The following is a 23,156-nucleotide window of genomic DNA, read 5'->3' as shown; positions in this document are numbered from 1 at the left end:
AGTGAGTGACGATGGCGACCTGGACCTATCGTGCAGTCAATTCAGAGGGTGGCGTGACTCAAGGACGCATGGAAGCGGCGAATCTGCTCGATTTGGAATCGCGTATCAAGCAGATGGGGCTTGAACTCATTCAAGGCAAACTGGCGCACAGCCAGCGAGGGGTATTCAGCCGTTGGCAGCGGCGTGTCAAGCGGCGAGAGCTCATCGATTTTTGTTTCCACATGAGTCAGCTCGTCCGTGCTGGCGTCCCGGTCCTGGATGCTCTGGAAGATTTAGCGGCCAGTGCCGAGCAAACACATATGCGGGAAGTGGTCACCACCGTCGTTGAATCGATTCGTGGCGGGCAGACCCTATCGACTGCGCTGGCTGAGCATCCCTTGGTGTTTGATGACGTCTTCATTGCCTTGATCCGCTCGGGGGAACAATCCGGTAAATTGGATGAAATTTTTGCGCGCTTGCTCGAAGCCTTACGCTGGCAAGATGAGTTAGCCGCACAAATTAAGCGTGCGGTGCTTTATCCCAGTTTTGTCGGTTTGGTGGTGATGGGGGTATTCGCTTTCATGATGATTTACTTGGTGCCACAGTTAGCCGGTTTCTTGCGGAATATGGCCGGTAAGCTACCGCCTCAAACGGAGCTATTACTGACCATTTCCGGCCTCATGGTGAATCATTGGGGGTGGCTCTTGGCGGCACTGGCAAGCTTAGTGATGTTGGTGATCATCGTGCTCAATATGCAAGGGGAAATGCGCCGCCGTATCGATCGCTTGAAACTGCGTTTACCCTTAGTCGGGCCGGTTTTGCAAAAAATCATCTTGGCGCGTTTTGCGGGGCTATTTGCAATGTTATATGCCTCGGGGATTACGGTATTACGTGCGCTGGAGATTTGTGCGGGTGCAGCTGGTAATCGTGTTGTTCAAGACGGCATTGAGTTGGCACGCCAGCATATTGCAGAAGGTAAAAATATCACGGAATCTTTCACCCTAACTCAAGTCTTTCCCAGCATGGTATTGCGGATGCTGCGCGTAGGCGAGCAGTCTGGAGAATTAGATCAAGCGCTTGACAATGTGGCCTACTATTACAATCGTGAAGTTCAGGATGCGGTCAGCAAATTACAAACCCTCATCGAACCTGTATTAACCGTTATTTTGGGTGCCTTGATGGGGTGGTTGATTTTTGCGGTGCTGGGCCCGCTCTACGACGTAATGAGTAAGATTCGATAATCCCATGACAATGATTTCTTCTTTGCCCTCTAGCGACACCCAAGCTCCTATGGGGCGCATCAAGCATGTCATGCTCTATGTAAGCACCGATTATGTCATTGCTTATCGCATTCCGCGTCGTGCCCACAAACCTGCAGAATTTATAGCAGCGTGGCCATGGTTGGTAGAGGGCTTACTACCTGAAGGTCTAGAGTCTTTCCTGACGCAGCATGCGACGAGTCATTATCAAATTCTGGCTGATTTTCCAGAAGAAGAGTTTCATGTTGAGACCATGCCCCCGTTGCATGGGCGAGATCTTGACCAACTTTTGCAACGTAAGCTCGTGCAACGATTTCGCGATACGCCTCTGCGCGCTGCGTGGTTGACCGAGCCATCCCGCTGGATTTATGCCTTTCGGGGCTATCCAGCCAATGCGGTGATCTTAAGTGGGTTGGTTTTACCGAGTGCCCTGCTAACCTTATTTAAAGCTTTCGAAGAGCGACAGGCGGTGGTGACGGGGGTGCGCACCACTACCCATCTCTATGCAGCCTTAGCGTCGATGTTTGAGGAACAAAAGGTGTTGCTGGTTGGGGTTCACCCCGCTGGGTTACGCCTTGTCTATGTGCAAGCAGGGGTGCCTTGTTTTGCACGCTTGGCTGTCTGGCCGAATGCGGCCTTTGATCCTCTGCAGGAGTCGGGGGCATCATCAATGGCCGGCGAGCTGGCGGCGCAGAATGAGGCTGAGTTTTTGGCGCAAATTGATCGTGCGGCAGCTCTGCCTTGGGTTATTGAGGAAATCCAAAAGACGTTGCAGTATCTACAAATTGGCCGCTTTGTCGAGCGTGATCAATTGAACCCGAACGATATTGGCGTGAAAATCCTGATGGCAGGGCCTGCACAATCTGCGGCAGCAGAGCCGGGACGTTGGCCAAATGGCAACCCACTGATACCTACCTGGCAACCCCTCACCGATTTTGGTTCGCAACCTTTCCCCCCCAGTGCGGGGCAGCACGGTCTGCTCACTTTAGCAACACTGTTTCAGCGGCGCTGGCTGGAACGGGCGAGCCAGCGCTACTATCCGCCAAGATTAACGCAACGTTGGTACCTTAAGCGCTTAGCCCGGCAGATCTACATTGGCGCAGGCTGCGGCGTGGTATTGGCGCTGCTGTGGGCGGCGTGGCAATTACCGCACTGGTTGTCGAATCAAGCGCAAATTACCGACAATCAGCAACAGCAGCAGCTTGCCCTGCAGCGTTATGAAAAAATCAAAGCAGCTTTTCCGAGTCTGCCTTTGCCGGCTGAGGCGATGCAGCAGCGAGTGGATCTCTTCAATCAGCTCCAAGCACGCGGCATTTCTATTGAGATGCTGTTTCAAACCCTGAGCCAAGCCCTAGATCGCCACGAACAAATTAATTTGAAAAAAATCAGTTGGCTGCCGCCAGTCACCGCCCAAGAGGCTAATAGCCAGCTCTTGGGAGAGGGCACAGGCGACATGCCCATGCCGAATCCGGAGACGCCCGAAGCTGAGTCCGCTACGGCAGTGTTGCAACAGGTCGTGCAGCTTGAAGGCACGGTATTGACGCAAGGGCAGGCACTGAGCAAGCAGGCAACCAATCGCTTGGTACAGGCCTTTGCCGATAGTTTGGCACAGGGTTGTCGTTGCCAGTTGGCTGTCAAACGCTTTGTCTATGATGAAAATCCGGCTGGTGTTGTGGCGGGCCGCGTGGGGTCTGCGAATGAAGCCTTGCCGAGTAATGAATTTATATTGACGTTGCGCTGGTCATTGCGCCCCAATGGCGCGAGCACGACGTTAACGGGGGCGGCGCAATGATCTTCAGCCCCTACCTTCGAATTGGCCAATGGCGGCCGCTAATGCCTGCAGATTGGCGTCGCTTGCGCTGGCCTGTATCGATGCTCGCGCTCACCCTGCTTTTGTTTGTGGGGGTCTTGCTCGGTAGCCGTGAAATATTGCAAGAGAGCGACCGTCAGTTACAACAAGCTCGCCAGGCCCGTCAGGCGGCAGACCAACAGCTTGAGAAAGTGCAAGAAGAAGAGCGTCAAATCCATCAGAGCTGGCAACGCTATCAAGCGCTCGAACAGAGCGGCGCTTTTGTTCCGTTCAAACGGGCGCCGGTCGCTGATGACATTGAGGCAGTGATCAGCCAAATTCGATATGCCGCGTTTAGCTACCGCATTTTGCAACGACAACTCTATGCGGGACCCGAAGTGGCGATGTTGGAGAACAGTCATATCACCCGCCATCCGATTGAAATGTTAGGAACCTTGGCGCACGAAGAAAGCTTCCTCAGTCTAGTGGCCGCGCTGAATGAGCGTTTACCGGAGCGGCTGGTCTGGGAGGCGTGCGAATTGACTCATCAGCGTTTTCGGAGCAATGAACTAAGACACGGGTTGCACTTGCGCTGTACTGCCGCTATGTTTAACTGGCTAACCCCTTCTCCTCAGACGCCTAATTCTCCCTAGGAATGTACATGCGCTGGCTGCTTGGTTCGATACTCTATCTCACGCTCTCGTCTACCTGGCCGACGAGTAGCATGGCACAAACCTCGGCTACGCCCAGCGCAGTTCGCGCAAGCGTCACCGGCGCACCCAGTCGCGATGGCGCCGCAACCGGACGGCTTGGCCGGATTTTCTTTACTCCCGCCGAGCGACAAACATTAGACGCAGGGCTGCCGATTGAGCCGGCTGCAAGCAATGACAATGAGCGACCAGACTTGCCGCGCCCACCGGCTGCAGGGCCGATTCAGTTCTCAGGCTATGTGCAACGCCACAGCGCTAACGGCGCAGCGGCAACGACAGTGTGGTTGAATCAGAAAAGTATGGATCAACAAGGCTACTGGCGCACCAACACACTCAACACAACCGGCTCAGTGAGTGTTCCTGATAGCCGCAGTAAAAAGAGTTGGCAACTTCGCCCCGGTCAAACCGCCGACCCCGCCACTGGACAAGTTCGCGATATCTTGCCTGCGGGGAGTGAGATCAAGGTACATCGTGCTACAACGTTACCCGTCCGACCTTAATCTGAGCCAAGGGATATCCATCCCCTTCGCTACTCACCCTGCCGTGCCTGGGCGCAAGCAACAGGCGGGGAGCGGCTTGCTGATCATGTTGGTTTCTACCGTTGTTCTATTACTCAGCCTGACCATTGCGATCAAGGTCATGGCGCCACGCGATGGTGAGGCATCGGCAAGCTATACCCAACATATTTTGGAAAGCACGAAGACTGCGCTGCTGAATGATACGAAATATGGAAAGAGGGCATTGGGTAAATTAAATTTTTATCCTGATGTGCTGGAGCAGGGTGAGGCTGGCAATGGCCGTTACGACGGGTGGGCTGAGAATGGCTGCATCACCACCGCCTGGCAGCCTTCTGCAACGTGGGGTACTAGCCCGCGCGTGACACAGAGTATCGATACTCTTGGGAATAGCGCTCGTTGTTTTGGTAAGGTGCCCTGGCGTTCCTTAAACCTCAATTTCGGTAATGTGAGTTTGACTGACCCGGAGGGGGTTGTCCCCTGGATGGCGGTATCGAATAACCTTATCTTGTCGAGTTTGTGCTTGCCTTATCGCACCCCGTTAATCTTAGGCGCCACGCTGCCTGCCTCTAGTTTCTGCCCTGGGGTCACCATACCGCAACGTTGGCTGTCGATTTATGACAGTGCCGGTAACTTAGTGAGTGATGAAGCCGCACTCGTCTTGATGGTGCCCGGCCTGGCGTTACCAAGCCAGGCGAGCCGTAATGCCGGCAATCTATTGGGCCCCGCTGAGTATCTGGATACGTTCAACGTTTTATCATCTTGCCTGCCGAACTGTGTCCCTGGAAACTACAGTAATGCGGTCGGCTATTTGCGGCCCAATAACGAGAATCAGCGTTATTACCTGACCCGACCATGGAATCAAGGGACCAATTATGTGAGCTACCTTGATCCTGCCTTTCCGGTGAACGACCAAGTTCGGTATGTCACGGCAGAGGAATATTTCAATCAACTTGAAAGCTATGCCGCCGAGGTGATTATCCGCGCACTGCGAACCGTGTTTGAGCGGAGTGCGCCAGCAAGTAATCCCACTGCCCGTTACTTTCCGTATGCCGCGACCGTGAGCGGAAACGTACACGGCATGTATCCAGTACAGCAACCTGGTCTGTTATTTGGCTTTACGCCGATGCAGGTGTTACTGGATGCCTTAGCCAGTTATGGCGAAACCCCGTTATGGACCGAACTTGGGCGTGTTGCTGATGCGGGTTGGGGGCATTATTTTTTTCTCGCTATTTCCAATAATTGCACTCAAAATGCGCCGAACTGTCTGAACGGACAGCTGAGCGCAGGCAATCGAATGAATCTCAAAGCGCTGTTAATTGGACCCGGCCGGACGCGAACGGGCCAAGGCAGGCCGATTGATCCTGCTGGTCAGTTTAGCGGCCTGCTTACACAGTATTTGGAAGGCTTGAATGCGAATGGGGGCGTCACGTTTGAAAGTGAGACTCGCCCGCACAGCGCAAGCTATAACGACATCGTTAGGGTGATTCAGTGACGAGACCGATTACTAACGCACCCGATTCTCGCCAGCTTATTGCAGGCTTCACGCTGATCGAAATCGCTATGGTGCTATTAATCATCGCCTTGGCTGCAGTTGCGCTGCTGCCAATGATCAGCAATAACGTTGAGCAAACGAGAATTCAGCAAGAGCGCTCGGAACTGCAACAATATAAGCAGATTTTATTGGGCTATGTGAGCGCCAATGGTCGGTTTCCCTGCCCAGCGACGCACCCCAGCCTTGGCGGCGGCGCGACGGATTCCCTCGGCTTGGGTAATCCCAGCCCGCCCGGTATCACCAATTGCGCCGTGCAATTAGGTTTTTTACCTGCGCGTTCGCTGAATTTAACCACCACCAACCCAGCGCCGCAGGGCTTACTCCCCACCCCGTTTGGTGCCGGCGCAAGCGACCCCCGTTTTATGTATCGTTATGCGCTAACCAATCTCGCCGCACCAGGGGCCATTGAAGGGGGCGGTGCCCCCCCTGCAGGCCTCATCCATGCATTCGCGAATGTGAATGGCAGTTTCCCCATGAACGGGTTAGGCGCGGGACAAATCCGCTTAGCACTTAATGCCGATTTGCTAAATGGCCGTGGGCTGTCTGTTTGCGCCACACGGACCAATATCACGGCTTCTAGCTGTGGGGATATCAGCAATGTTGTCTTGACAGATCTCGTCGCGGTGATATTTTCGTCTGGCGCAAATGTGATCAATAACAGTTTGGATGAAGCGGAGAATATTGAACAGGCGCGACAGCGAATATATATTCTCCCCCCCGCTCTGCGACGTGAGTCCGGTTCACCAGAAGGCATATTTGACGATCAGTTTATTGGCATCAGTTTTCCCGAATACCTCGCTGCGCTCTCCGCTGGCGGTTGGACAATTCGTCAATAGTTATAGGCTAGAACATCAGCGAAAAGTGACCAAGTGCATGGGGATGCAACATCACCTTTGGCGATGATAATTTCCTCTCCTTCGGTAGCAGCATCCACCAACTTGGAAGAGTGTGTTTTGGCTTCGTGAATATTGGCGGATATTTATTGTGGGAGCAAGACTGGCGAGCAATCCCATTAAGGAGAGCCTGCTTTACTCAACTCTTGCTGCGCGAGATAATATTCCCAATAAGGAAAGGCCCCAGTTTTTAGCACTTGCTCAAACTGATTACGTGCGAGGCTAATCTCGCCTGCCAGCAGCTGTTTTTGGCCGATAAAATAGTGAGCTTCCGCACGTCTTAACCGCTTATCTGCCAGCTCTGCATCACTCAGCTTAAGCAGTTGCGCAGCATCTATTTGGTCGGCCAAAAAGTGATAAATGGGCGCTGGCCATGCTGTCTCCCCTCGAAGTTTCAGGGGCCATTCTTTCTTGCCGTCACGTAAACGCAGTAACGCAAGCCAGATATGCACATAACCCAGTTCTTCTGCCGGGGCTTGCGATGCGAATTGCGTTAGGGCCACTTCAGCTTCTTTGAGCCGCCCCAAATAATAGAGACTCTTGGCATAAGCAATAGGATTAAACTGGTCTGGCGATTTTTGCTTTAATTCATCCCACAAAGTGATGGCCTGCTGATGTTGGCCTGTTGTGGCAAGTATTACGGCTTGAGTGGCTCGCGCTTCTGGGTGATCTGGGCGTAACTTGAGGCTCTCTACGATATGATTTAGCGCAATGGTTTTTTGACCCAGCATGTCATTGGCAATCGCTAAATCATGCAAGACTTGGGCTTGATTGGTATCTGCCAGCGTTTGGTTTTTCAATATGTAGTTGGCAACCCAGGTGTCTGCTTCACTGCGTGCGAGCATTTTTCCTAAAGCGTCGAGTTCCCGCTCACGCCCGAGCCGCTGGCTATAAATTCGATTAAAAGCAGCCTGTGCTGCCGTTTCATCATAAATGACGATGGGAACAGTGGCCCCCAGTACCTCTCGAACTTTGCCCAATTTTTCAGTGTAATTTGTCATGTCTCGTGGTTGTACTGCATCGCGCAAACTTTGATAACGATAATGAATGCTGACCTGATTGGGTCGGATTTGCACGCGTTTATTGAAGCTAAAACTTGGGTCACCGATATTGATTGCCGCCGGTGTTCGGGCCGAGGTACTTTTGGGCAACTGATATGCGGTGCTGTATTCATAGAAAACAGGATGACTAACATTTAATGGCGACTGGCGGCGGATTTCATTCGGATTCCGAAATTGCATCGCGAGCGATACCGGATACGAGGGAAGGGTCACCACCCCGCGTTTATATTGAATAAAATCGCTGACCTCAAACTTTTCGATAACTTCAACAATATTCTCATTCAAGTCATCTTGAATAACGGGGTTTGCTGTTGCTTTGATTTTGGGATACACCCGACTGAGTTCGTTAAGAGTGTCTTTAGCAAACCGCGCCGCGCCATGCTCAGCCAGGGCATTACGAATATATTCCGCATTGGCACGAAAAAAACGCGAGCGCACTGTCAGTAGCGCCGGATTGCGAAAATCGCTGATCTGCCATTCTTCTTCCATGCGTAAGCCATCGCTATAACCACTGGGAAGCGTTTGTTCTGCTAGGCTGGTCGCTTGGTTTCCAACAATCATGACCTGGCCATATAAATCAATGCCAAGTTGATCTAAATTATGGGTTCTTTGGATGCGCGTACCATCTAGCCAGTACACCTGTTTATCTAGGATCACTTGTGCGATAACGTGATCAAACGCAAGCGGGGTGGGTAACCAATCCTGAATTGAGCGCCCTCGAAAGGCCGACACCAATACGGGTTTTGCTTCAATATTCAATTTACGTAACAGCGCTAACAAGAGTGTCGTCTTGTCTTTGCAGTCGCCATATCGGTCTAGCAGTGTTTGTCGGGGAGACTTTGGCAGGTGTGAGTTAACCCCAATCTCGATACCGAAATAGCGAATTTCATTTTGTACAAACTGCAAAGCCTGCATCACCTGTTCTTTTTCATTTTTGGTGTGTTGCTTGATGTGTTCGACGATCCGCTCTAACTCAGGAACGGTTTCATCAGGGCGGGTAAAAAGTTTTTGTGCCCACTTATCAACGTCCGCCCAAGATGCATAATCCGTCACCTGGAGCCAAGTATGGAAGCGCGCCCAGCGCGGCGCATTTTGTTCTACAACGACTGGTGCAATATCTTTGGCCGAAATTTCAATTGATTGCGTATCGCCCATTACGCGATGCACTGGCGAGAATTCGACGGCACCGAACACTTGGTGATAGAGTTTTTTCTTGGCAGGGGCTTCGACCCGAATGTAAAGTTGCTGAATTTTCTCGATTGAATTGAGTGAAAACAGTTCTCCTACACGTCCTTCGAAAATCGGGTTTTGACCGCGGATCGTCATGGAAAACTCAACAATATCGTTGACCCGGACATCCTGTAGCACCGTGTTGACAGTGGCTTCGCCGTCCAGCATTTTCTGCTCTAACCTTTGCTCACGCCGCAAAATATCAAATTTTGCGGCGTTTAAGCGCTCCTGTGCCTTCCCATCCCGATAGAGCGTGATGCCGTGGATCGCCAGTTTTTCATACTCCGAGTTGAAGGGAATGCTGATTCGTGAGATATCTTCCAAGCCCGTTTTGTCGGTTGCGACCCGCCTGATTTGGATATATCGCTCAACCTGATTGTCTTGTGTAATTTTAATTTGGCGATTAATTAATTGACTATTTGTGGCACGACTATCTGCGCTAGTCGGTGTTGATAGGCTCAGCGGCGCATCTATAGCTTTGACCCAGGTTGGCGTTTTCTCCACCGTAAATTCAAACCCATTGCGCTGAATTTTCTTGATGCCCGTAGCGGGCGTAGCTAGCGGTGCTTTATCTTTGATCGGCGTAGCACTGTAACCGGGGGTCGAGTACAGTATGTTAAATAAGCAAAAAACCAGGCTAAGTAAAATGGGCATAACAAGCTCGATAATGGATGATAAATTCAACTAGCGTAGTTTGCATTACTTCAAGAGAGGGCCTAAATACTGCCCTGTAAAACTCTGCTTACTCGCGGCAATTTTCTCTGGTGGGCCTTCCACCAAAATCTGCCCGCCACCTGCGCCGCCTTCGGGGCCAAGGTCAATCAGCCAGTCGGCGGTTTTAATCACATCAAGGTTGTGCTCAATAATCACGAGCGTATTGCCGTGGTCGCGCAGGGTGTGGATGACCTTGAGCAGCAGTTCAATATCGTGAAAGTGCAAACCCGTCGTGGGTTCGTCCAAAATGTACAAGGTGCGGCCCGTGTCGCGCTTGGAAAGTTCGAGCGCGAGCTTGACGCGCTGCGCTTCGCCACCGGAGAGCGTGGTAGCAGACTGACCAAGGCGAATGTAGCCCAAGCCCACATCGAGCAGTGTTTGCAATTTGCGTTTGATGCTGGGCACGGCATTGAAAAATTCATGCGCTTGTTCCACCGTCATTTCTAGCACTTGGTGAATATTCTTGCCCTTGTATTGCACTTCTAAGGTTTCGCGGTTGTAGCGTTTGCCGTGGCAGACATCACACGGCACGTACACATCGGGCAAGAAGTGCATTTCCACTTTAATCACGCCGTCGCCTTGGCAGGCTTCGCAGCGTCCCCCTTTGACGTTAAAGGAAAAACGCCCGGCTTCGTAGCCGCGCTCGCGGGCGGTGCTGACGCCCGCAAAGAGTTCGCGAATGGGGGTGAACAAGCCGGTGTAGGTAGCGGGGTTAGAGCGTGGGGTGCGGCCAATTGGGCTTTGGTCCACGTTAATGACTTTATCAAAGTGTTCCAGGCCACTAATCTCTTCAAAGGGCGCGGGTTCAGTGCTTGAGTTGTATAGGTGTTGCGCGACCGCGTGATAGAGCGTGTCGTTAATCAGCGTGGATTTGCCGGAGCCGGACACGCCCGTCACGCACGTCAGTAAACCCACCGGTAAATTGAGGGTGACGTTCTTGAGGTTGTTGCCACTGGCGCCGGTGATCACCAATTGTTTTTCGGGGTCCGGTTGACGGCGTTCTTCTGGCACATGAATGCCGCGCTCGCCGCGCAGGAATTGGCCCGTAATCGAACCTTTGGCTTTCTGCACTTCTTTCGGCGTACCCTGGGCAATCACGCAGCCGCCATGTTCGCCTGCACCGAGGCCCATATCGACCACGTAGTCGGCGGCGCGAATCATGTCTTCGTCATGCTCAACCACTAGCACGCTATTGCCAAGATCGCGCAGGTGCTTGAGTGTGCCAATCAAGCGGTCGTTATCGCGCTGGTGCAAACCAATCGAAGGTTCATCCAACACATACATCACTCCAGTGAGGCCCGAGCCAATTTGAGAGGCGAGGCGAATGCGCTGCGCTTCGCCGCCGGATAAGGTATCGGCACTGCGCTCTAGGCATAGGTAGTCCAGCCCAACGTTATTGAGGAACTGCAGGCGTGAGCGAATCTCTTGAATAATTTTTTCCGCAATCGCAGCCTTCGCGCCTTTCAGGCGAATGTCAGTGAAAAATTCCAGCGCATTGCGCAGCGGCCAGGCGCTAATGGCGTAAATGGGTTCGCTGGCGACTTTCACAAAGCGTGCTTCTTTGCGCAGGCGGGTGCCGTGGCAATCCGGGCAGGGTTTGCTGTTGATGTATTTGGCTAACTCTTCCCGCACCGCCATTGAATCGGTTTCTTTGTAGCGGCGCTCCAAGTTAGGCAAGATGCCTTCGAAGGCATGTTCGCGAATCACGGTTTTGCCGCGTTCACCCACATACGCAAACGGTACTTTTTCTTTACCAGAGCCGTACAGCACCAGATGCTGAATGTTGTCTGGGAGTTTTTCAAAGGGCGAATCCAAATCAAATTCGTAATGATTGGCGAGGCTGGTGAGCATTTGGTAATAAAACTGGTTGCGTCGATCCCAGCCCTTAATCGCGCCCGAACCTAAACTGAGGTTGGGAAATTGCACCACGCGTTTGGGGTCGAAAAACTGCACTTGGCCCAAACCATCGCAGGTCGGGCACGCGCCCATGGGGTTATTGAAGGAGAACAAGCGCGGTTCTAGTTCTTGCAGGCTATAGCTGCAAATCGGGCAAGCGAACTTGCTGGAAAACAGATGCTCTTTGTCGCTATCCATTTCCAGTGCCAGGGCGCGGCCTTCGGCCAAGCGTAAGGCATTTTCAAAACTTTCGGCGAGGCGTTGCTTGAATTCGGGATTGAGTTTGAGCCGATCCACCACCACGTCGATATTGTGTTTTTCGGTTTTCTTCAACTTGGGCAGGTTGTCGGCTTCGACGATTTGTCCATCCACGCGGAAGCGTACAAAGCCTTGCGCTTGCATATTGGCGAATAAATCCACAAATTCGCCTTTGCGTTCGCGCACCACCGGCGCCATCACCATCAGTTTGGTGCCTTCGGGTAAGGCCAGCACATGATCGACCATTTCTGACACGGTTTGCGCTTCTAGCGATTGCTCCGGGTGGTCGGGGCAGTAGGGCGTGCCGACGCGGGCGTAGAGCAAGCGCAAGTAATCGTGAATCTCGGTTACGGTACCCACGGTCGAGCGCGGGTTATGGCTGGTGGCTTTTTGCTCAATCGAAATCGCGGGAGAGAGGCCCTCAATCAAATCGACATCCGGTTTTTCCATCAATTGCAGGAACTGGCGGGCATAAGCCGAGAGCGATTCCACATAGCGGCGTTGGCCTTCGGCGTAGAGCGTGTCAAATGCCAAGGACGACTTGCCCGAACCGGATAGCCCGGTGATGACCACTAACTGGTCGCGGGGGATATCGAGGTTAATGTTTTTCAGATTGTGGGTGCGGGCACCGCGAACTTTGATTTCGGTATTCATAAACAGCCTTGGCCAGTAAATCGCAAACAGCAAACCTGCTACTATACCGCGATCTGCTTTTTCTCGCCCTGCGCAAGCATGTCTGTTTCTATTTCTCCCACTGCTGGTTCGGCTGCTTCCAAAATGAGCGCCCAAGAATGGCGTGCCAGCCTGTCGCTTTCCAGTATTTTCGGTTTGCGCATGCTCGGGCTGTTTTTGATTTTGCCGGTATTTGCCGTCCATGCGCATACCTTACCGGGCGGGGATAACGCCAGCTTGGTCGGCTTGGCCATCGGGATATATGGCCTGACCCAGGCGTGTTTCCAGATTATTTACGGCAGTGCCTCAGATCGTCTCGGACGCAAACCCGTGATTATTTTTGGGCTAATTCTGTTTGCTGTCGGTAGTTTCATGGCGGCGGCCGCGACGGACATTTATTGGACGATTGCGGGGCGGGCGATTCAAGGCGCGGGGGCGATTTCAGCCGCAGTAACGGCCTTTATTGCCGACAGCACCCGTGAAGAACACCGTACTAAAGCCATGGCGATGGTGGGGGGCATGATTGGCCTGACCTTCGCGACCTCGCTGATTGCGGCCCCCGCCTTATATGCCTGGATTGGGATGGGCGGCCTCTTTACCCTCACGGGGGTGTTGTCGGTGTTGGCGATTGGCGTGGTCGCGTGGGTGGTGCCGCCTGCCCCGCCGCGTGCGCCACTGCCTGCTGTGCCGTTTCGCGAGGTGTTGTGCCATCGTGAGTTATTGCGCTTGAATTTGGGTGTATTTGCCTTGCACATGGCGCAAATGGCGATGTTTGTAGTGGTGCCGGTATTGCTGGTGGAGCAAGCCGGGATGCCGCTGGCGCAGCATTGGCAAATCTATTTGCCGGTGGTCTTAATCTCTTTTGTGTTCATGGTGCCGCCCATCATGGTGGGCGAGCGTCGAGGCAAGGTTCGGGAAGTGTTGCTGGCGGCGATTGCCTTGCTGCTCTTGGTGGAATTGGCGCTGGGCACCCTGCCGTATAGCAAATGGATGTTGGTGGCGCTGCTATTGGCGTTCTTTATTGCCTTTAATGTATTGGAAGCCTTACAGCCCTCGTTGGTGTCACGAATTGCCCCGCCGGCGGCCAAAGGGGCGGCGATGGGGATATACAATACTACCCAAGCATTTGGCCTGTTTTTAGGGGGGGCAGTCGGGGGCTGGTTAAGTAAGCACTACGGCCCGCATGCGATTTTCTGGATGAATGCCGCATGGGTGAGTGTGTGGTTGGTGGTGGCGTGGGGCATGCCTGCGATTGCCCGCCGCAGCAAACCGAGCCAAACCCTAGAAGAAAAGTTGACCGAAGAGTTAGCTGAGCAGGCATAAACCCAGAATGTTTGGTACTTCTAGAAATACAGAATTTCGGGCGCATGTTCAAAATTCGGCGCTAGGAGCCGCACAGCGAGAGGCGAGATAGTACATAGAGGTACAGCGAGGCTTGAGCGAGCACGCGACAACGCGATTCGCCTGAAAAATGAATTTATAGAAGTACCCGATGATTTTTAACCGCGCCGTGGTCGTTACTTTATCCCACGGCGTTTCAATCAGTAAGGAGACTGTCTCATGGCATCCGTCAATAAAGTGATTTTGGTTGGCAATTTAGGCCGCGATCCCGAAACCCGCTATAGCCCAGATGGTGCGGCGATTACGAACATCAGTATCGCCACCACCGACAAATGGAAAGACAAAGGCAGCGGCGAGATGCGTGAGGCAACAGAATGGCATCGCATTGCCTTTTTTGGTCGTTTGGCAGAAATTGCCGGTGAGTACCTGAAAAAAGGTTCGCAAGTGTACGTGGAAGGTAAGTTGCGTACCCGTAAGTGGCAAGATAAAGATGGTCAAGACCGTTACACCACCGAAGTGGTGGCGGATGCCATGCAAATGCTCGGTGGCCGCGCGGGTGCGGGCGCCATGGGCGCTGATAGTGGGGGTGGCTATGATGATGGCTTTTCAACCCCTGCCCCACGTCCGGCAGCCCGCCCGGCGGGTGCATCGACACCCGGGCGTTCGGCCCCTAGCATTGCCGATATGGATGATGATATTCCGTTCTAATTGCTGCTGATTGGTGATGATGCCCGTTGCTCTGGATGGCGACCTGCGAATAACGGCGCCGCTGGCTTCATCCTCCCCAAGGCCACAAATACTAAGTTGTCCAGAATGTGGCCTTGAGCAAACCTTTCCACGCTTACCTGCGTTTGACGCGACAGCACCAGAAGCAACCTGGCGACGTTGGCAAGTTCGTTGCAGTCGCTGTCGGCGCATTCTCTACCGTGGCCATCAAGCAACCCCTCAAGCGCATTTGGCACGCACCATCGGTTTATTGAGTGCGGCCTTACTCTTTTTGGTGGTGGCGGTCACTTTTCCCATCGCGGCGTTAGATCTTTTTGGTAACCGCACTCAAGCCTCTTTGTTAGAGGCGATTGGTTTGTTGGCGGCTGATCAAAATTGGTTTATTGCCATCCTGCTGGTGTTGTGTACGTTATTGCTGCCGACCCTTGAATTACTGATTCTGTTGGGCCTTTGCCTGTTTTGGCGGCGGCAATCCAGTGACTCACTGAATTTATTGCAAGCCTTGCCTGCTTATGCACAAGCTGGATTAAGCATACTTCCCTGGTTACGTCCTTGGAGCATGTTGGAGGTCTTGCTTTTGGGGATTATTGTCAGCATGGTCAAACTACAGGGCTTTGCTGTCGTGATCCCTGGTATGGCCTTATGGGCCTTGGTCTTGTTTTTATTATTACTCGCCGCAGCCCACTATACGTTTAATCAGACGTTACGCTCATCGATAGAATATATTGCTTTCGCGCGTCGTCCACGCTTGTTTCGTCGCCGGCAATCGCGCAGCTTAAGAAGCACCTGGGCCTTCTTGTTTGCCGCTACTGCATTTTACTTCCCCGCCAATCTTTTACCCGTCATGGCAACCCGCAGCGCCTATGCTAAATCGGATGACACGATTTTTAGCGGCGTCGTCTATTTATGGGAAACAGATTCTTGGGTTTTGGCCAGTATTATTTTTATTGCCAGTATTGTGATTCCCCTCTTCAAAATTCTGGCCCTGGCCATGCTGGCGGCGTCAGTGCAATGGCAGTGGTCATGGGGCCGCCTACATCGCAGTTATTTATATCGTTTTGTCGAATCAATTGGTCGCTGGTCAATGCTAGACATTTTTGTGGCGACCATGCTCGCCAGTCTGGTTCAATTACGTGGTCTGGGGCAAATTGAAGTAACCGGGGGTGCGACTGCCTTTGCGGCTGTGGTAATGTTAACGATGCTCGCCGCCCAAAGCTTTGACCCCCGATTATTGTGGTTGACGGCAGCACCCCCTGTTACCACTGATGATTCCTTATGATCCCAGACGCCACGCCAGACAACCGAGCAACGGCCCACGCTGAGCCAATCCAGCCCGATCTCCTGACGGCTTCGGTACAGCAGGTCAAGCTCTGGCGTCCTCACTGGATCTGGTTAATTCCGATATTGGCGGTGCTAATCGCGGGTAATTTGGTTTACCAGCAAATGCGCAGCCGTGGACCTGTCATAGAAATTCAATTTCGCAATGGCGAAGGCTTAGAAGCGGGCAAAACACGGATTAAATATAAGAATGTTGATATAGGCTTGGTCCAATCGCTTCGCTTGAGTGAAGACCGTCGGGCGGTTGTAGTGCGTGCAGAATTAGACCGCAGCGCGGCCGCGTTTGCCGCTCAGGATAGCCGTTTTTGGGTGGTGCGCCCCAGAATCAGCGCGGGTGAAATATCCGGTTTGGGCACACTGATCTCTGGCGCCTATATTGCGGCAGATTTGGGGCAAGCAGAAGAGACCGCCAAAACCTTTGTTGGGTTGGAGGTCCCGCCCATCATCAGTAATGACTTGCCTGGGCGGCAATTTACGCTAAAGGCCAGTGATCTGGGTTCATTAGATATTGGCTCCCCGCTCTATTATCGGCGTGTCCAGGTTGGCGAGGTGGTGGCCTATGGGCTTGACCCCGACGGCAAGGGCGTTACCTTAACCTTGTTCATTCATGCACCATATGATCGCTATGTGACCGAGCACGCCCGCTTTTGGCATGCCAGTGGACTGGACGTGGCGATTGATGCGACCGGGGTACGCGTTAATACCCAATCTTTGGCGAGCGTGTTACTGGGCGGCATTGCTTTTGATAATGCCGGCGATATTAGTACCGCGAAGCCGGCCAGCGAAAGCAGCCCTTTTCGTTTACAACCCAACCGCACGGAAGCGTTCAAACGGCCCGATGGGCAACCCAATACCTACGTTTTGTATTTTCCGCAAAGTGTGCGTGGCTTGGCTCTTGGCGCACCAGTCGATTTTCGCGGCATTGTGATTGGGGAGGTTCGGGATATCGGGGTGGAGCTGGATGATAAAACCCTCACCTATCGCTTTCCCGTGTTGATCCACGTCTACCCTTCTCGTTTACAAGGCTACTATCGCAGCCAAGTTGGCGGCAGCGTTGAGCCAGACATGAAAAAATTATTGAATCATCTGGTTGCCAAAGGGCTGCGCGCCCAGTTGCGAACATCCAGTCTGCTGACAGGCCAGCTTTATGTTGCGACGGATTTCTTTCCACAAGCTGCTGCAGTTAAATTAGATTGGTCAAAAACTCCCATGGTGTTACCCACGATTGTTGGTGGATTTGAAGATATGCAAGCCAGCCTGCAAAGCTTGGCCAAAAAGCTCGATGCCATGCCGCTGGATACCCTGCTAACTCAATTCCGCCTGACATTGCAACAAACCCAGCAAACCCTAGCGGCTATCGAAACCCTGGCTCAGCGCAGTGAGCGGGAGGTTTTGCCGGAAACCCGGCAGACCTTGCAGAGCATTCAGCAGACGCTACAACAAGCCAATCAAGTTTTGCAGAGTGATGCCCCTTTGCAGCATTCGGTTCGCCAGAGCATGCAAGAACTCCAGCGCGCCGCGCAATCCTTGCGAGCCTTAACCGAGCTGCTCGAGCGTGAGCCGCAAGCCTTACTGCGCGGAAGACAATCGACCCCCGCGCCGGTGAGTGCGTCAACGCCAGCCATACTGACGGAGAGCCCATGAGTGTAAGGATATTGCTGCTCAACTTTTGCGCGGCCTGGCGCGCCAGATATTGGTCCTCAATCCTGGTATTGGGCTTGAGTGCCTGTGGCTCAACCCAGCCGGTTCGTCATTGGCATTTGTCGGCAGAGAGCGCCCCCCGCCCCCCTGTTGTTAGCCCCGCCGCAAACGCTCCCGCGTGCCAACTGCGGTTGCTGCCCCTGTCAGTACCCGATTATTTGCGTCGCAGTGAATTGGTGATCCATCCTGCGCCCGCGCAAATTGCCTTTGCGGGCACCGAGTTTTGGATCAGTCCCTTCCCTGATACCTTGCAGGCCGGCTTACTGAGCCAGTGGCGGCTTGAGCCGAATGCCTCGGCTAGGTGGCGTTGGGCGGATGAGAATGACGCTAGCGCAGCGGACGCGCTCCGGCTCCAGGTGACGTTGGAAACCGTCAATAATCTGCTCGACGCCCAGGGTGCGCAAACCCAGTGGCAGGTGAGTTGGCGCTGGCAGCGCGTAAACGCTCAACAAGGGGATGCGCCTAGCCAGTTACCTGGGCGACAACCGCCGGGGGTAGCCATGACAACCGCAATTCAGCAGCGCGCCTCGGGCGAACCTTATGCTGCGCTGGTGCAGGCGACACGCCAGGCAACGCGTGACTTGGCGCAAAAAATTCTCGCCAGCTTACCGTTTTCGACTTGCCGTTGAGGACGAACGATCAGCGCTGAAGTCCAAATAGCCACATAAAAAACACGCATTCAGAAAGGGCGCGATCCGTTGTTCAGTGAGATCACTTTGCCGCTGTAAAACGGATAGTGGAATACGTTGGGTATACAGTAGATCAGCCAGCTCACGATGGTCTTGACCATGCGCCAGTTGCTGAAAATTAGGCTTACGCCGCAAGCGCAGTGGCTGAAATTGCAGTCGGCTGTCTACCCAGCCTGCCTTAACCCCAAAATAAGCCGCATGCCAGCGCAACCAAGAGAGCCGAATGCGGTGTTTGAGGTTATCCGTAATGACCTGATCGGGCGGCCAATCATCGACTTGAAAACGATCACTCACCGGACTCAAGAGCCAAGGCAAGAGCTGATGTTGAACCTGGCTGCTGGCAACGCTGCCGCGCGTGCTGTTTAGCCAGAGCTGGGTGGGGCCATCGCTGATACGCACACGGAAACCATTGGGCCGCAAGAATATGCCCAGCATGGCGGCGGCACGCGTATTCGTCAGTTGCGCTGGTCCTTGAACGCTAACTGCTTCGCTAGGCGTCAGCGTAAGCGGGGCGAGGCGGGGTAATTCAAGCCCATGAATAATCGCGTGCAGAATGGTTTGCAATGCTTGCACGCGGATTGGGCGCGGCAACAGGGCTTCCTGCGCCCCTTGCGTTCCCAGTAAATGAGGCCACGCTGTCCAATCCGGATTGGCTTGTGTCAGTTGATCTGCGCTGGTTTGGCTAGCCCGATGGATGATACGCACGCTACTTGCCGGTGACCCTTTAACGCCCGAATCTAGCGCACCCAGGTCTGAGACCGGCGTATCCGTTGCAATCAATAAAATTTCTGCTTCAGCCGGCTCAACCAATAATACTTGGCGCTCTAAGGGGGCGGCAATTAATCTCAACATAGAACGCAACACCATGGCCTCGCGTTCAGGAAAATCTTGTAAGCCGATCAATAAGACCGTCGCGGTAGGCGTGCTCTTGATGTTGCCTGGGCGAGAAGACACGAACCCAGCGCTCGTATGGAACAAGCCCGTCATGTTTTGAGTGTGATGGTTAGACATGGCGGCGTGTCAGGCAGCGAGATCGCAGCAGTCGATCAACATCAGCGTATTTTGTGAACCCGTTTGCTGGGTTTCTGCGCTGCCCCCGGACTTTCTTGGCGCAGTAAAGGTTGAAATGGTCGCGGTAGCCAGGGGCGAATGGCCAGCAGCATACTCATGGGAACCTTTTCTTGTAGCGGCAGGGTGCTTTCTTCTTGATGCCAGACCGAAAACTCTTTCGCCAACTGCTGGATTTTTTCAATGAATTTCAGCGCTGATTTCTTGCTGAGCATGCCATTAATAAAAGCCATGTGTTCGTAGCGCCGATCAAAACGACTGTCTAGATAATCCAGCGCAGCGCTATCCTTAAACGCACGCTGGATCGGTCCATCGGGTAACCAGTTAAAAGTCCGGGAAATCAACAGGCGAACGCGATTATTCGGCTGTAATTGTAAAAACCCCATCCGGTCTAGCCGCAACAGCAGCGCCACCACCTCCGCCGAGGTGAGCTGATAGCGCGCCACGATTTCTTCTATCGGCCAGAGGTTTAACACACACACGGCGACCAGGAAAAGTTTTGGGTCAGCGACAATCTCGCTTTCCTGTTCAGCCGTTAAGCTCGATTTCAGTTGGCTTTCGGGGTCGCTGATTTTCATGAGTGCGGGCAAATCAAGTTCAGCGACTTCGAGAATTTCTTCTAAGCGTTTGAGGGTAAAGTCCCGTTTTGCGAACATCCGCTTAACGCTCGCCTCCGACATGTCGAGCTGTTTTGCGAGCTCGCCATAGGTAATGCCCCGCGCACGTAATTCTTTTTTAAGATTTTCAATAACAGGCAAGAGCTGTGACATGCCGACCTCTATGTAATGAAAGCTGCGATACAGACATTGGCCTCAAAGAATGTGCGAGCGCCACGCAATCTTCTTGTTAGGGTAACAGTCACACCGCGATTGACTGTCTTTTCCTTTATAATTCAACACCTTAATGACCGAGTATAACGGAGCCTGCTCATGCCAATCTACGCTTATCGCTGCGAAAATTGCGGCCATACGCAAGATGTGTTGCAAAAAGTCTCAGATGCGCCACTGACCGATTGTCCTGCTTGCGGCACAGCCAGTTTCCACAAGCAAATCACCGCCGCAGGCTTTCAACTGAAAGGCAGTGGCTGGTATGCGACCGACTTTAAGAGCAGCCCGCAATCGGCAACTGCTTCCACTAAACCCGCTGAGGCTTCGGCAAGCCCGCCTGCTGGCGGGCATCAATGCGGTACGGGCGCATGTGGGGCCTGCGCCTGATACAGACCATTATGCTAAAACGATATTTTATTACTGGCTTACTCATTTGGGTGCCCTTGGCGATTACTTTGTGGGTGCTTAATTTGGTCGTCGGCACGATGGATCAAACGCTCACGCTATTACCTTTAGAGTGGCACCCACGGACATTTTTTGGCCGCGACATTCCGGGCATGGGGGTCATATTAACGTTGTTGGTGCTGTTGCTCACTGGGATTTTGGCGACCAATTTTATCGGTCAGCGCCTAGTTCGTTGGTGGGATGGCTTGCTAAAGCGCATTCCGGTGGTGAACTCAATATACTCGAGTGTCAAGCAGGTATCAGACACCTTATTTTCTTCGGGTGGGCAAGCTTTTCGCAAGGCAGTGCTGATTCGTTATCCGCATGATCAGGTCTGGACGATTGCCTTTGTGACGGGTAATCCAGCCCAAGATTGCGCGCAACATTTCAGTGAAGAGCACATTAGCGTTTACGTGCCGACGACGCCAAACCCGACGTCTGGTTTTTTTCTAATGGTGCCAAAAAGTCAAATCGTCGAGCTGAGTATGAGCGTTGACGAGGCGCTGAAATACATCGTTTCGATGGGGGTGGTTGTCCCCCAGGTCCGCCAATAATTTCTAATTGAGAGTTTTTATGTCTATGCGTACACATTATTGTGGTCTGGTTGATAGCCAGTTGAGTGGTCAAGTTGTCAGCCTCTGCGGTTGGGTACAGCGTCGGCGCGATCATGGCGGCGTTATTTTTATTGATTTGCGAGACCGTGAAGGCTTGGTCCAAGTCGTATGCGATCCTGACCGGGCTGACGTGTTTGCCCAAGCCGAGCGGATTCGTAATGAATTTTGCTTACGCATTACCGGGTTGGTTCGCGCGCGTCCCGCTGGCACAGAAAATAGCAATCTGGTCAGTGGCGGCATTGAAATCTTGTGCCATCAGCTAGAAATACTGAATGCCTCAGTAACGCCACCGTTCCAACTGGATGATGACAACTTGTCTGAGACGACGCGCTTGACGCATCGCGTGCTTGATCTGCGGCGGCCGCAGATGCAACATAACCTGAAGCTACGTTATCAGGTTGCGATGGCGGTGCGCAAGTTTCTTGATGAGCATGGGTTCATTGATATTGAAACGCCCATGCTGACCAAGAGTACGCCTGAAGGGGCGCGGGATTACTTGGTGCCATCACGGGTCCACGACGGCATGTTCTTTGCCTTACCCCAGTCGCCCCAGCTCTTTAAGCAGCTATTGATGGTGGCGGGGTTTGACCGCTATTACCAAATTACTAAATGTTTTAGAGATGAAGATCTACGTGCAGATCGTCAGCCTGAATTCACGCAAATCGATATTGAAACCTCGTTCATGACCGAAGGGGATATCCGACAGTTATTTGAAAACATGATCCGGCATGTTTTCCAGACTGTGCTAGAGATTGCATTGCCCAATCCTTTCCCAGTGATGCAGTTTGCTGATGCCATGCGTTTGTATGGTTCAGATAAGCCAGACTTGCGCGTCAAACTGGAGTTCACTGAGTTAACCGACGTCATGCGTGATGTCGATTTCAAAGTATTTTCCGGGCCAGCTAATATGGAAGGTGGCCGTGTCGTGGCGATGCGTGTTCCTAAAGGAGCAGAAATCAGCCGCAGCGAAATTGATGCTTATACCCAATTTGTCGGCATCTACGGGGCGAAAGGGCTGGCCTGGATCAAGGTGAATGATCTCAGCAAAGGGCGCGACGGCTTGCAATCGCCGATTGTCAAAAACATCCATGACCGTGCCCTAAGTGCCATCCTTGAGCGTACAGCAGCACAAGATGGCGATATTCTCTTTTTTGGTGCGGATAAAGCCAAAGTCGTCAACGATGCGATTGGGGCGCTGCGTGTCAAAATCGGCCACTCCGACTTCGCCAAGCAGGCGGGTCTCTTTGAGGCGGTTTGGAAGCCTCTCTGGGTTATCGATTTCCCCATGTTTGAGTTTGATGAAGAGGCAAACCGTTGGAATGCGATGCATCATCCTTTTACTTCTCCTAAAGATGGCCATGAAGATTGGCTGGAAGCCAATCCAGGCGCTTGTATTGCCAAAGCCTATGACATGGTTCTGAATGGCTGGGAAATTGGGGGTGGCTCAGTCCGGATCCACCGTGAAGAGGTCCAGAGCAAAGTTTTCCGCGCACTGAAAATCGGCGCTGAAGAAGCCAAAGAAAAGTTTGGCTTCTTACTCGATGCGCTGCAATATGGCGCGCCACCGCATGGCGGCTTGGCTTTTGGGCTAGATCGGATTGTCACCATGATGACCGGTGCTGAGTCCATCCGTGATGTGATTGCCTTCCCCAAAACCCAGCGCGCTCAGTGCTTGCTGACACAAGCCCCGAGCCCAGTGGATGAAAAGCAGCTACGTGAACTGCACATTCGCTTACGTAATCCGATCAGCGCCACCAAGCCTGAGGCATAAAAGTGCAGCGAGCCTCGAACAGGCAGTAGAATAGGGCGCATAATTTGCGCCCTATTTTTTAATCGCCATGCAACTATTCCGCGCCGTATTCATTTTTTTCTTGGTC

18 protein-coding genes are annotated in these 23,156 nt (G+C 52.9%); 14 read left to right on the top strand and 4 right to left on the bottom strand.

The window, feature by feature from the left end; genetic code table 11:
- The first annotated feature begins 11 nt into the window (after positions 1 to 11).
- Genes DU000_RS11425 through DU000_RS11400 form a run of 6 tightly spaced genes read left to right on the top strand, consistent with a single transcriptional unit; the run spans position 12 to position 6,643 of the window.
- The gene (locus tag DU000_RS11425; protein WP_114403543.1) at positions 12 to 1,220 is read left to right on the top strand and encodes a type II secretion system F family protein; all 1,209 of its coding nucleotides are present in this window, start codon (positions 12 to 14) and stop codon (positions 1,218 to 1,220) included.
- A gap of 4 nt (positions 1,221 to 1,224) precedes the next feature.
- Positions 1,225 to 3,030 (top strand): hypothetical protein, encoded by a 1,806-nt coding sequence (locus DU000_RS11420; protein WP_147267018.1) that lies wholly within the window; start codon positions 1,225 to 1,227, stop codon positions 3,028 to 3,030.
- A gap of 41 nt (positions 3,031 to 3,071) precedes the next feature.
- The gene (locus DU000_RS11415) at positions 3,072 to 3,680 is read left to right on the top strand and encodes a hypothetical protein (protein WP_147267017.1); all 609 of its coding nucleotides are present in this window, start codon (positions 3,072 to 3,074) and stop codon (positions 3,678 to 3,680) included.
- 8 nt (positions 3,681 to 3,688) lie between these two features.
- Positions 3,689 to 4,237 (top strand): hypothetical protein, encoded by a 549-nt coding sequence (locus tag DU000_RS11410; protein ID WP_147267016.1) that lies wholly within the window; start codon positions 3,689 to 3,691, stop codon positions 4,235 to 4,237.
- On the top strand, positions 4,209 to 5,747 hold the full coding sequence (locus DU000_RS11405; protein ID WP_147267015.1) for a hypothetical protein: 1,539 nt from the start codon (positions 4,209 to 4,211) through the stop codon (positions 5,745 to 5,747). Before DU000_RS11410 ends, DU000_RS11405 begins: the two co-directional genes overlap by 29 nt.
- Complete coding sequence (locus tag DU000_RS11400; RefSeq protein WP_114403538.1) at positions 5,744 to 6,643, top strand: type II secretion system protein; 900 nt, start codon at positions 5,744 to 5,746, stop codon at positions 6,641 to 6,643. The genes DU000_RS11405 and DU000_RS11400 overlap by 4 nt, the downstream gene beginning before the upstream one ends.
- Before the next feature lie 176 nt (positions 6,644 to 6,819).
- Here the strand turns inward: DU000_RS11400 and DU000_RS11390 are convergent, their stop codons facing one another.
- Together DU000_RS11390 and uvrA are read right to left on the bottom strand one after the other, a co-directional pair.
- Positions 6,820 to 9,645 (bottom strand): DUF3857 domain-containing protein, encoded by a 2,826-nt coding sequence (locus DU000_RS11390; protein ID WP_114403537.1) that lies wholly within the window; start codon positions 9,643 to 9,645, stop codon positions 6,820 to 6,822.
- 45 nt (positions 9,646 to 9,690) lie between these two features.
- On the bottom strand, positions 9,691 to 12,513 hold the full coding sequence (gene uvrA / locus DU000_RS11385; protein WP_114403536.1) for an excinuclease ABC subunit UvrA: 2,823 nt from the start codon (positions 12,511 to 12,513) through the stop codon (positions 9,691 to 9,693).
- A 78-nt stretch (positions 12,514 to 12,591) separates the two neighbouring features.
- Between uvrA and DU000_RS11380 the strand changes: the two genes are divergently transcribed.
- The 5 genes from DU000_RS11380 (at position 12,592) to DU000_RS11360 (ending at position 18,266) form a co-directional block, all read left to right on the top strand.
- Positions 12,592 to 13,854, top strand: a complete 1,263-nt coding sequence (locus DU000_RS11380) for an MFS transporter (RefSeq protein ID WP_420812148.1) — start codon at positions 12,592 to 12,594, stop codon at positions 13,852 to 13,854.
- A gap of 237 nt (positions 13,855 to 14,091) precedes the next feature.
- Complete coding sequence (gene ssb / locus DU000_RS11375) at positions 14,092 to 14,580, top strand: single-stranded DNA-binding protein (protein WP_114403534.1); 489 nt, start codon at positions 14,092 to 14,094, stop codon at positions 14,578 to 14,580.
- Between the two features lie 16 nt (positions 14,581 to 14,596).
- Positions 14,597 to 15,877, top strand: a complete 1,281-nt coding sequence (locus DU000_RS11370) for a paraquat-inducible protein A (RefSeq protein WP_114403533.1) — start codon at positions 14,597 to 14,599, stop codon at positions 15,875 to 15,877.
- The gene (locus tag DU000_RS11365; RefSeq protein WP_114403532.1) at positions 15,874 to 17,580 is read left to right on the top strand and encodes a PqiB family protein; all 1,707 of its coding nucleotides are present in this window, start codon (positions 15,874 to 15,876) and stop codon (positions 17,578 to 17,580) included. Before DU000_RS11370 ends, DU000_RS11365 begins: the two co-directional genes overlap by 4 nt.
- The gene (locus DU000_RS11360) at positions 17,577 to 18,266 is read left to right on the top strand and encodes a PqiC family protein (protein WP_114403531.1); all 690 of its coding nucleotides are present in this window, start codon (positions 17,577 to 17,579) and stop codon (positions 18,264 to 18,266) included. The genes DU000_RS11365 and DU000_RS11360 overlap by 4 nt, the downstream gene beginning before the upstream one ends.
- Here DU000_RS11360 and DU000_RS11355 read toward each other — a convergent pair.
- The gene (locus DU000_RS11355) at positions 18,243 to 19,337 is read right to left on the bottom strand and encodes a hypothetical protein (RefSeq protein WP_147267014.1); all 1,095 of its coding nucleotides are present in this window, start codon (positions 19,335 to 19,337) and stop codon (positions 18,243 to 18,245) included. The two genes, DU000_RS11360 and DU000_RS11355, sit on opposite strands and share 24 nt — an antisense overlap.
- A gap of 41 nt (positions 19,338 to 19,378) precedes the next feature.
- Positions 19,379 to 20,164, bottom strand: coding sequence for a helix-turn-helix domain-containing protein (locus DU000_RS11350; protein WP_114403529.1), 786 nt, complete (start codon positions 20,162 to 20,164; stop codon positions 19,379 to 19,381).
- A gap of 159 nt (positions 20,165 to 20,323) precedes the next feature.
- Here DU000_RS11350 and DU000_RS11345 point away from each other — a divergent pair, with 159 nt between their 5' ends.
- From DU000_RS11345 to aspS, 3 genes are read left to right on the top strand one after another with little or no spacing between them, the layout of a single operon-like run.
- Positions 20,324 to 20,608, top strand: coding sequence for an FmdB family zinc ribbon protein (locus DU000_RS11345; RefSeq protein WP_114403528.1), 285 nt, complete (start codon positions 20,324 to 20,326; stop codon positions 20,606 to 20,608).
- The gene (locus tag DU000_RS11340; protein WP_192878494.1) at positions 20,590 to 21,219 is read left to right on the top strand and encodes a DUF502 domain-containing protein; all 630 of its coding nucleotides are present in this window, start codon (positions 20,590 to 20,592) and stop codon (positions 21,217 to 21,219) included. The genes DU000_RS11345 and DU000_RS11340 overlap by 19 nt, the downstream gene beginning before the upstream one ends.
- 19 nt (positions 21,220 to 21,238) lie before the next feature.
- Positions 21,239 to 23,050, top strand: a complete 1,812-nt coding sequence (aspS, locus tag DU000_RS11335) for an aspartate--tRNA ligase (RefSeq protein ID WP_114403527.1) — start codon at positions 21,239 to 21,241, stop codon at positions 23,048 to 23,050.
- The last annotated feature ends 106 nt before the right edge of the window (positions 23,051 to 23,156 follow it).

Origin of the sequence: Parvibium lacunae (genome assembly GCF_003335215.1) — a bacterium.
Classification (GTDB): Bacteria; Pseudomonadota; Gammaproteobacteria; order Burkholderiales; family Burkholderiaceae_D; genus Parvibium; species Parvibium lacunae.
Note: the sequence above shows the minus strand (reverse complement) of the source record. Positions and strands in the feature narration are given on the sequence as shown.

What these genes read in the sequence shown, in the direction of transcription:
- DU000_RS11425 (WP_114403543.1), top strand. Translation starts at nt 12, where the DNA reads ATGGCGACCTGGACCTATCGTGCAGTCAATTCAGAGGGTGGCGTGACT.
- DU000_RS11420 (WP_147267018.1), top strand. Translation starts at nt 1,225, where the DNA reads ATGACAATGATTTCTTCTTTGCCCTCTAGCGACACCCAAGCTCCTATG.
- DU000_RS11415 (WP_147267017.1), top strand. Translation starts at nt 3,072, where the DNA reads ATGCCTGCAGATTGGCGTCGCTTGCGCTGGCCTGTATCGATGCTCGCG.
- DU000_RS11410 (WP_147267016.1), top strand. Translation starts at nt 3,689, where the DNA reads ATGCGCTGGCTGCTTGGTTCGATACTCTATCTCACGCTCTCGTCTACC.
- DU000_RS11390 (WP_114403537.1), bottom strand. Translation starts at nt 9,645, where the DNA reads ATGCCCATTTTACTTAGCCTGGTTTTTTGCTTATTTAACATACTGTAC.
- uvrA (WP_114403536.1), bottom strand. Translation starts at nt 12,513, where the DNA reads ATGAATACCGAAATCAAAGTTCGCGGTGCCCGCACCCACAATCTGAAA.
- DU000_RS11380 (WP_420812148.1), top strand. Translation starts at nt 12,592, where the DNA reads ATGTCTGTTTCTATTTCTCCCACTGCTGGTTCGGCTGCTTCCAAAATG.
- ssb (WP_114403534.1), top strand. Translation starts at nt 14,092, where the DNA reads ATGGCATCCGTCAATAAAGTGATTTTGGTTGGCAATTTAGGCCGCGAT.
- DU000_RS11370 (WP_114403533.1), top strand. Translation starts at nt 14,597, where the DNA reads ATGATGCCCGTTGCTCTGGATGGCGACCTGCGAATAACGGCGCCGCTG.
- DU000_RS11365 (WP_114403532.1), top strand. Translation starts at nt 15,874, where the DNA reads ATGATCCCAGACGCCACGCCAGACAACCGAGCAACGGCCCACGCTGAG.
- DU000_RS11360 (WP_114403531.1), top strand. Translation starts at nt 17,577, where the DNA reads ATGAGTGTAAGGATATTGCTGCTCAACTTTTGCGCGGCCTGGCGCGCC.
- DU000_RS11355 (WP_147267014.1), bottom strand. Translation starts at nt 19,337, where the DNA reads ATGTCTAACCATCACACTCAAAACATGACGGGCTTGTTCCATACGAGC.
- DU000_RS11350 (WP_114403529.1), bottom strand. Translation starts at nt 20,164, where the DNA reads ATGTCACAGCTCTTGCCTGTTATTGAAAATCTTAAAAAAGAATTACGT.
- DU000_RS11345 (WP_114403528.1), top strand. Translation starts at nt 20,324, where the DNA reads ATGCCAATCTACGCTTATCGCTGCGAAAATTGCGGCCATACGCAAGAT.
- DU000_RS11340 (WP_192878494.1), top strand. Translation starts at nt 20,590, where the DNA reads ATGTGGGGCCTGCGCCTGATACAGACCATTATGCTAAAACGATATTTT.
- aspS (WP_114403527.1), top strand. Translation starts at nt 21,239, where the DNA reads ATGTCTATGCGTACACATTATTGTGGTCTGGTTGATAGCCAGTTGAGT.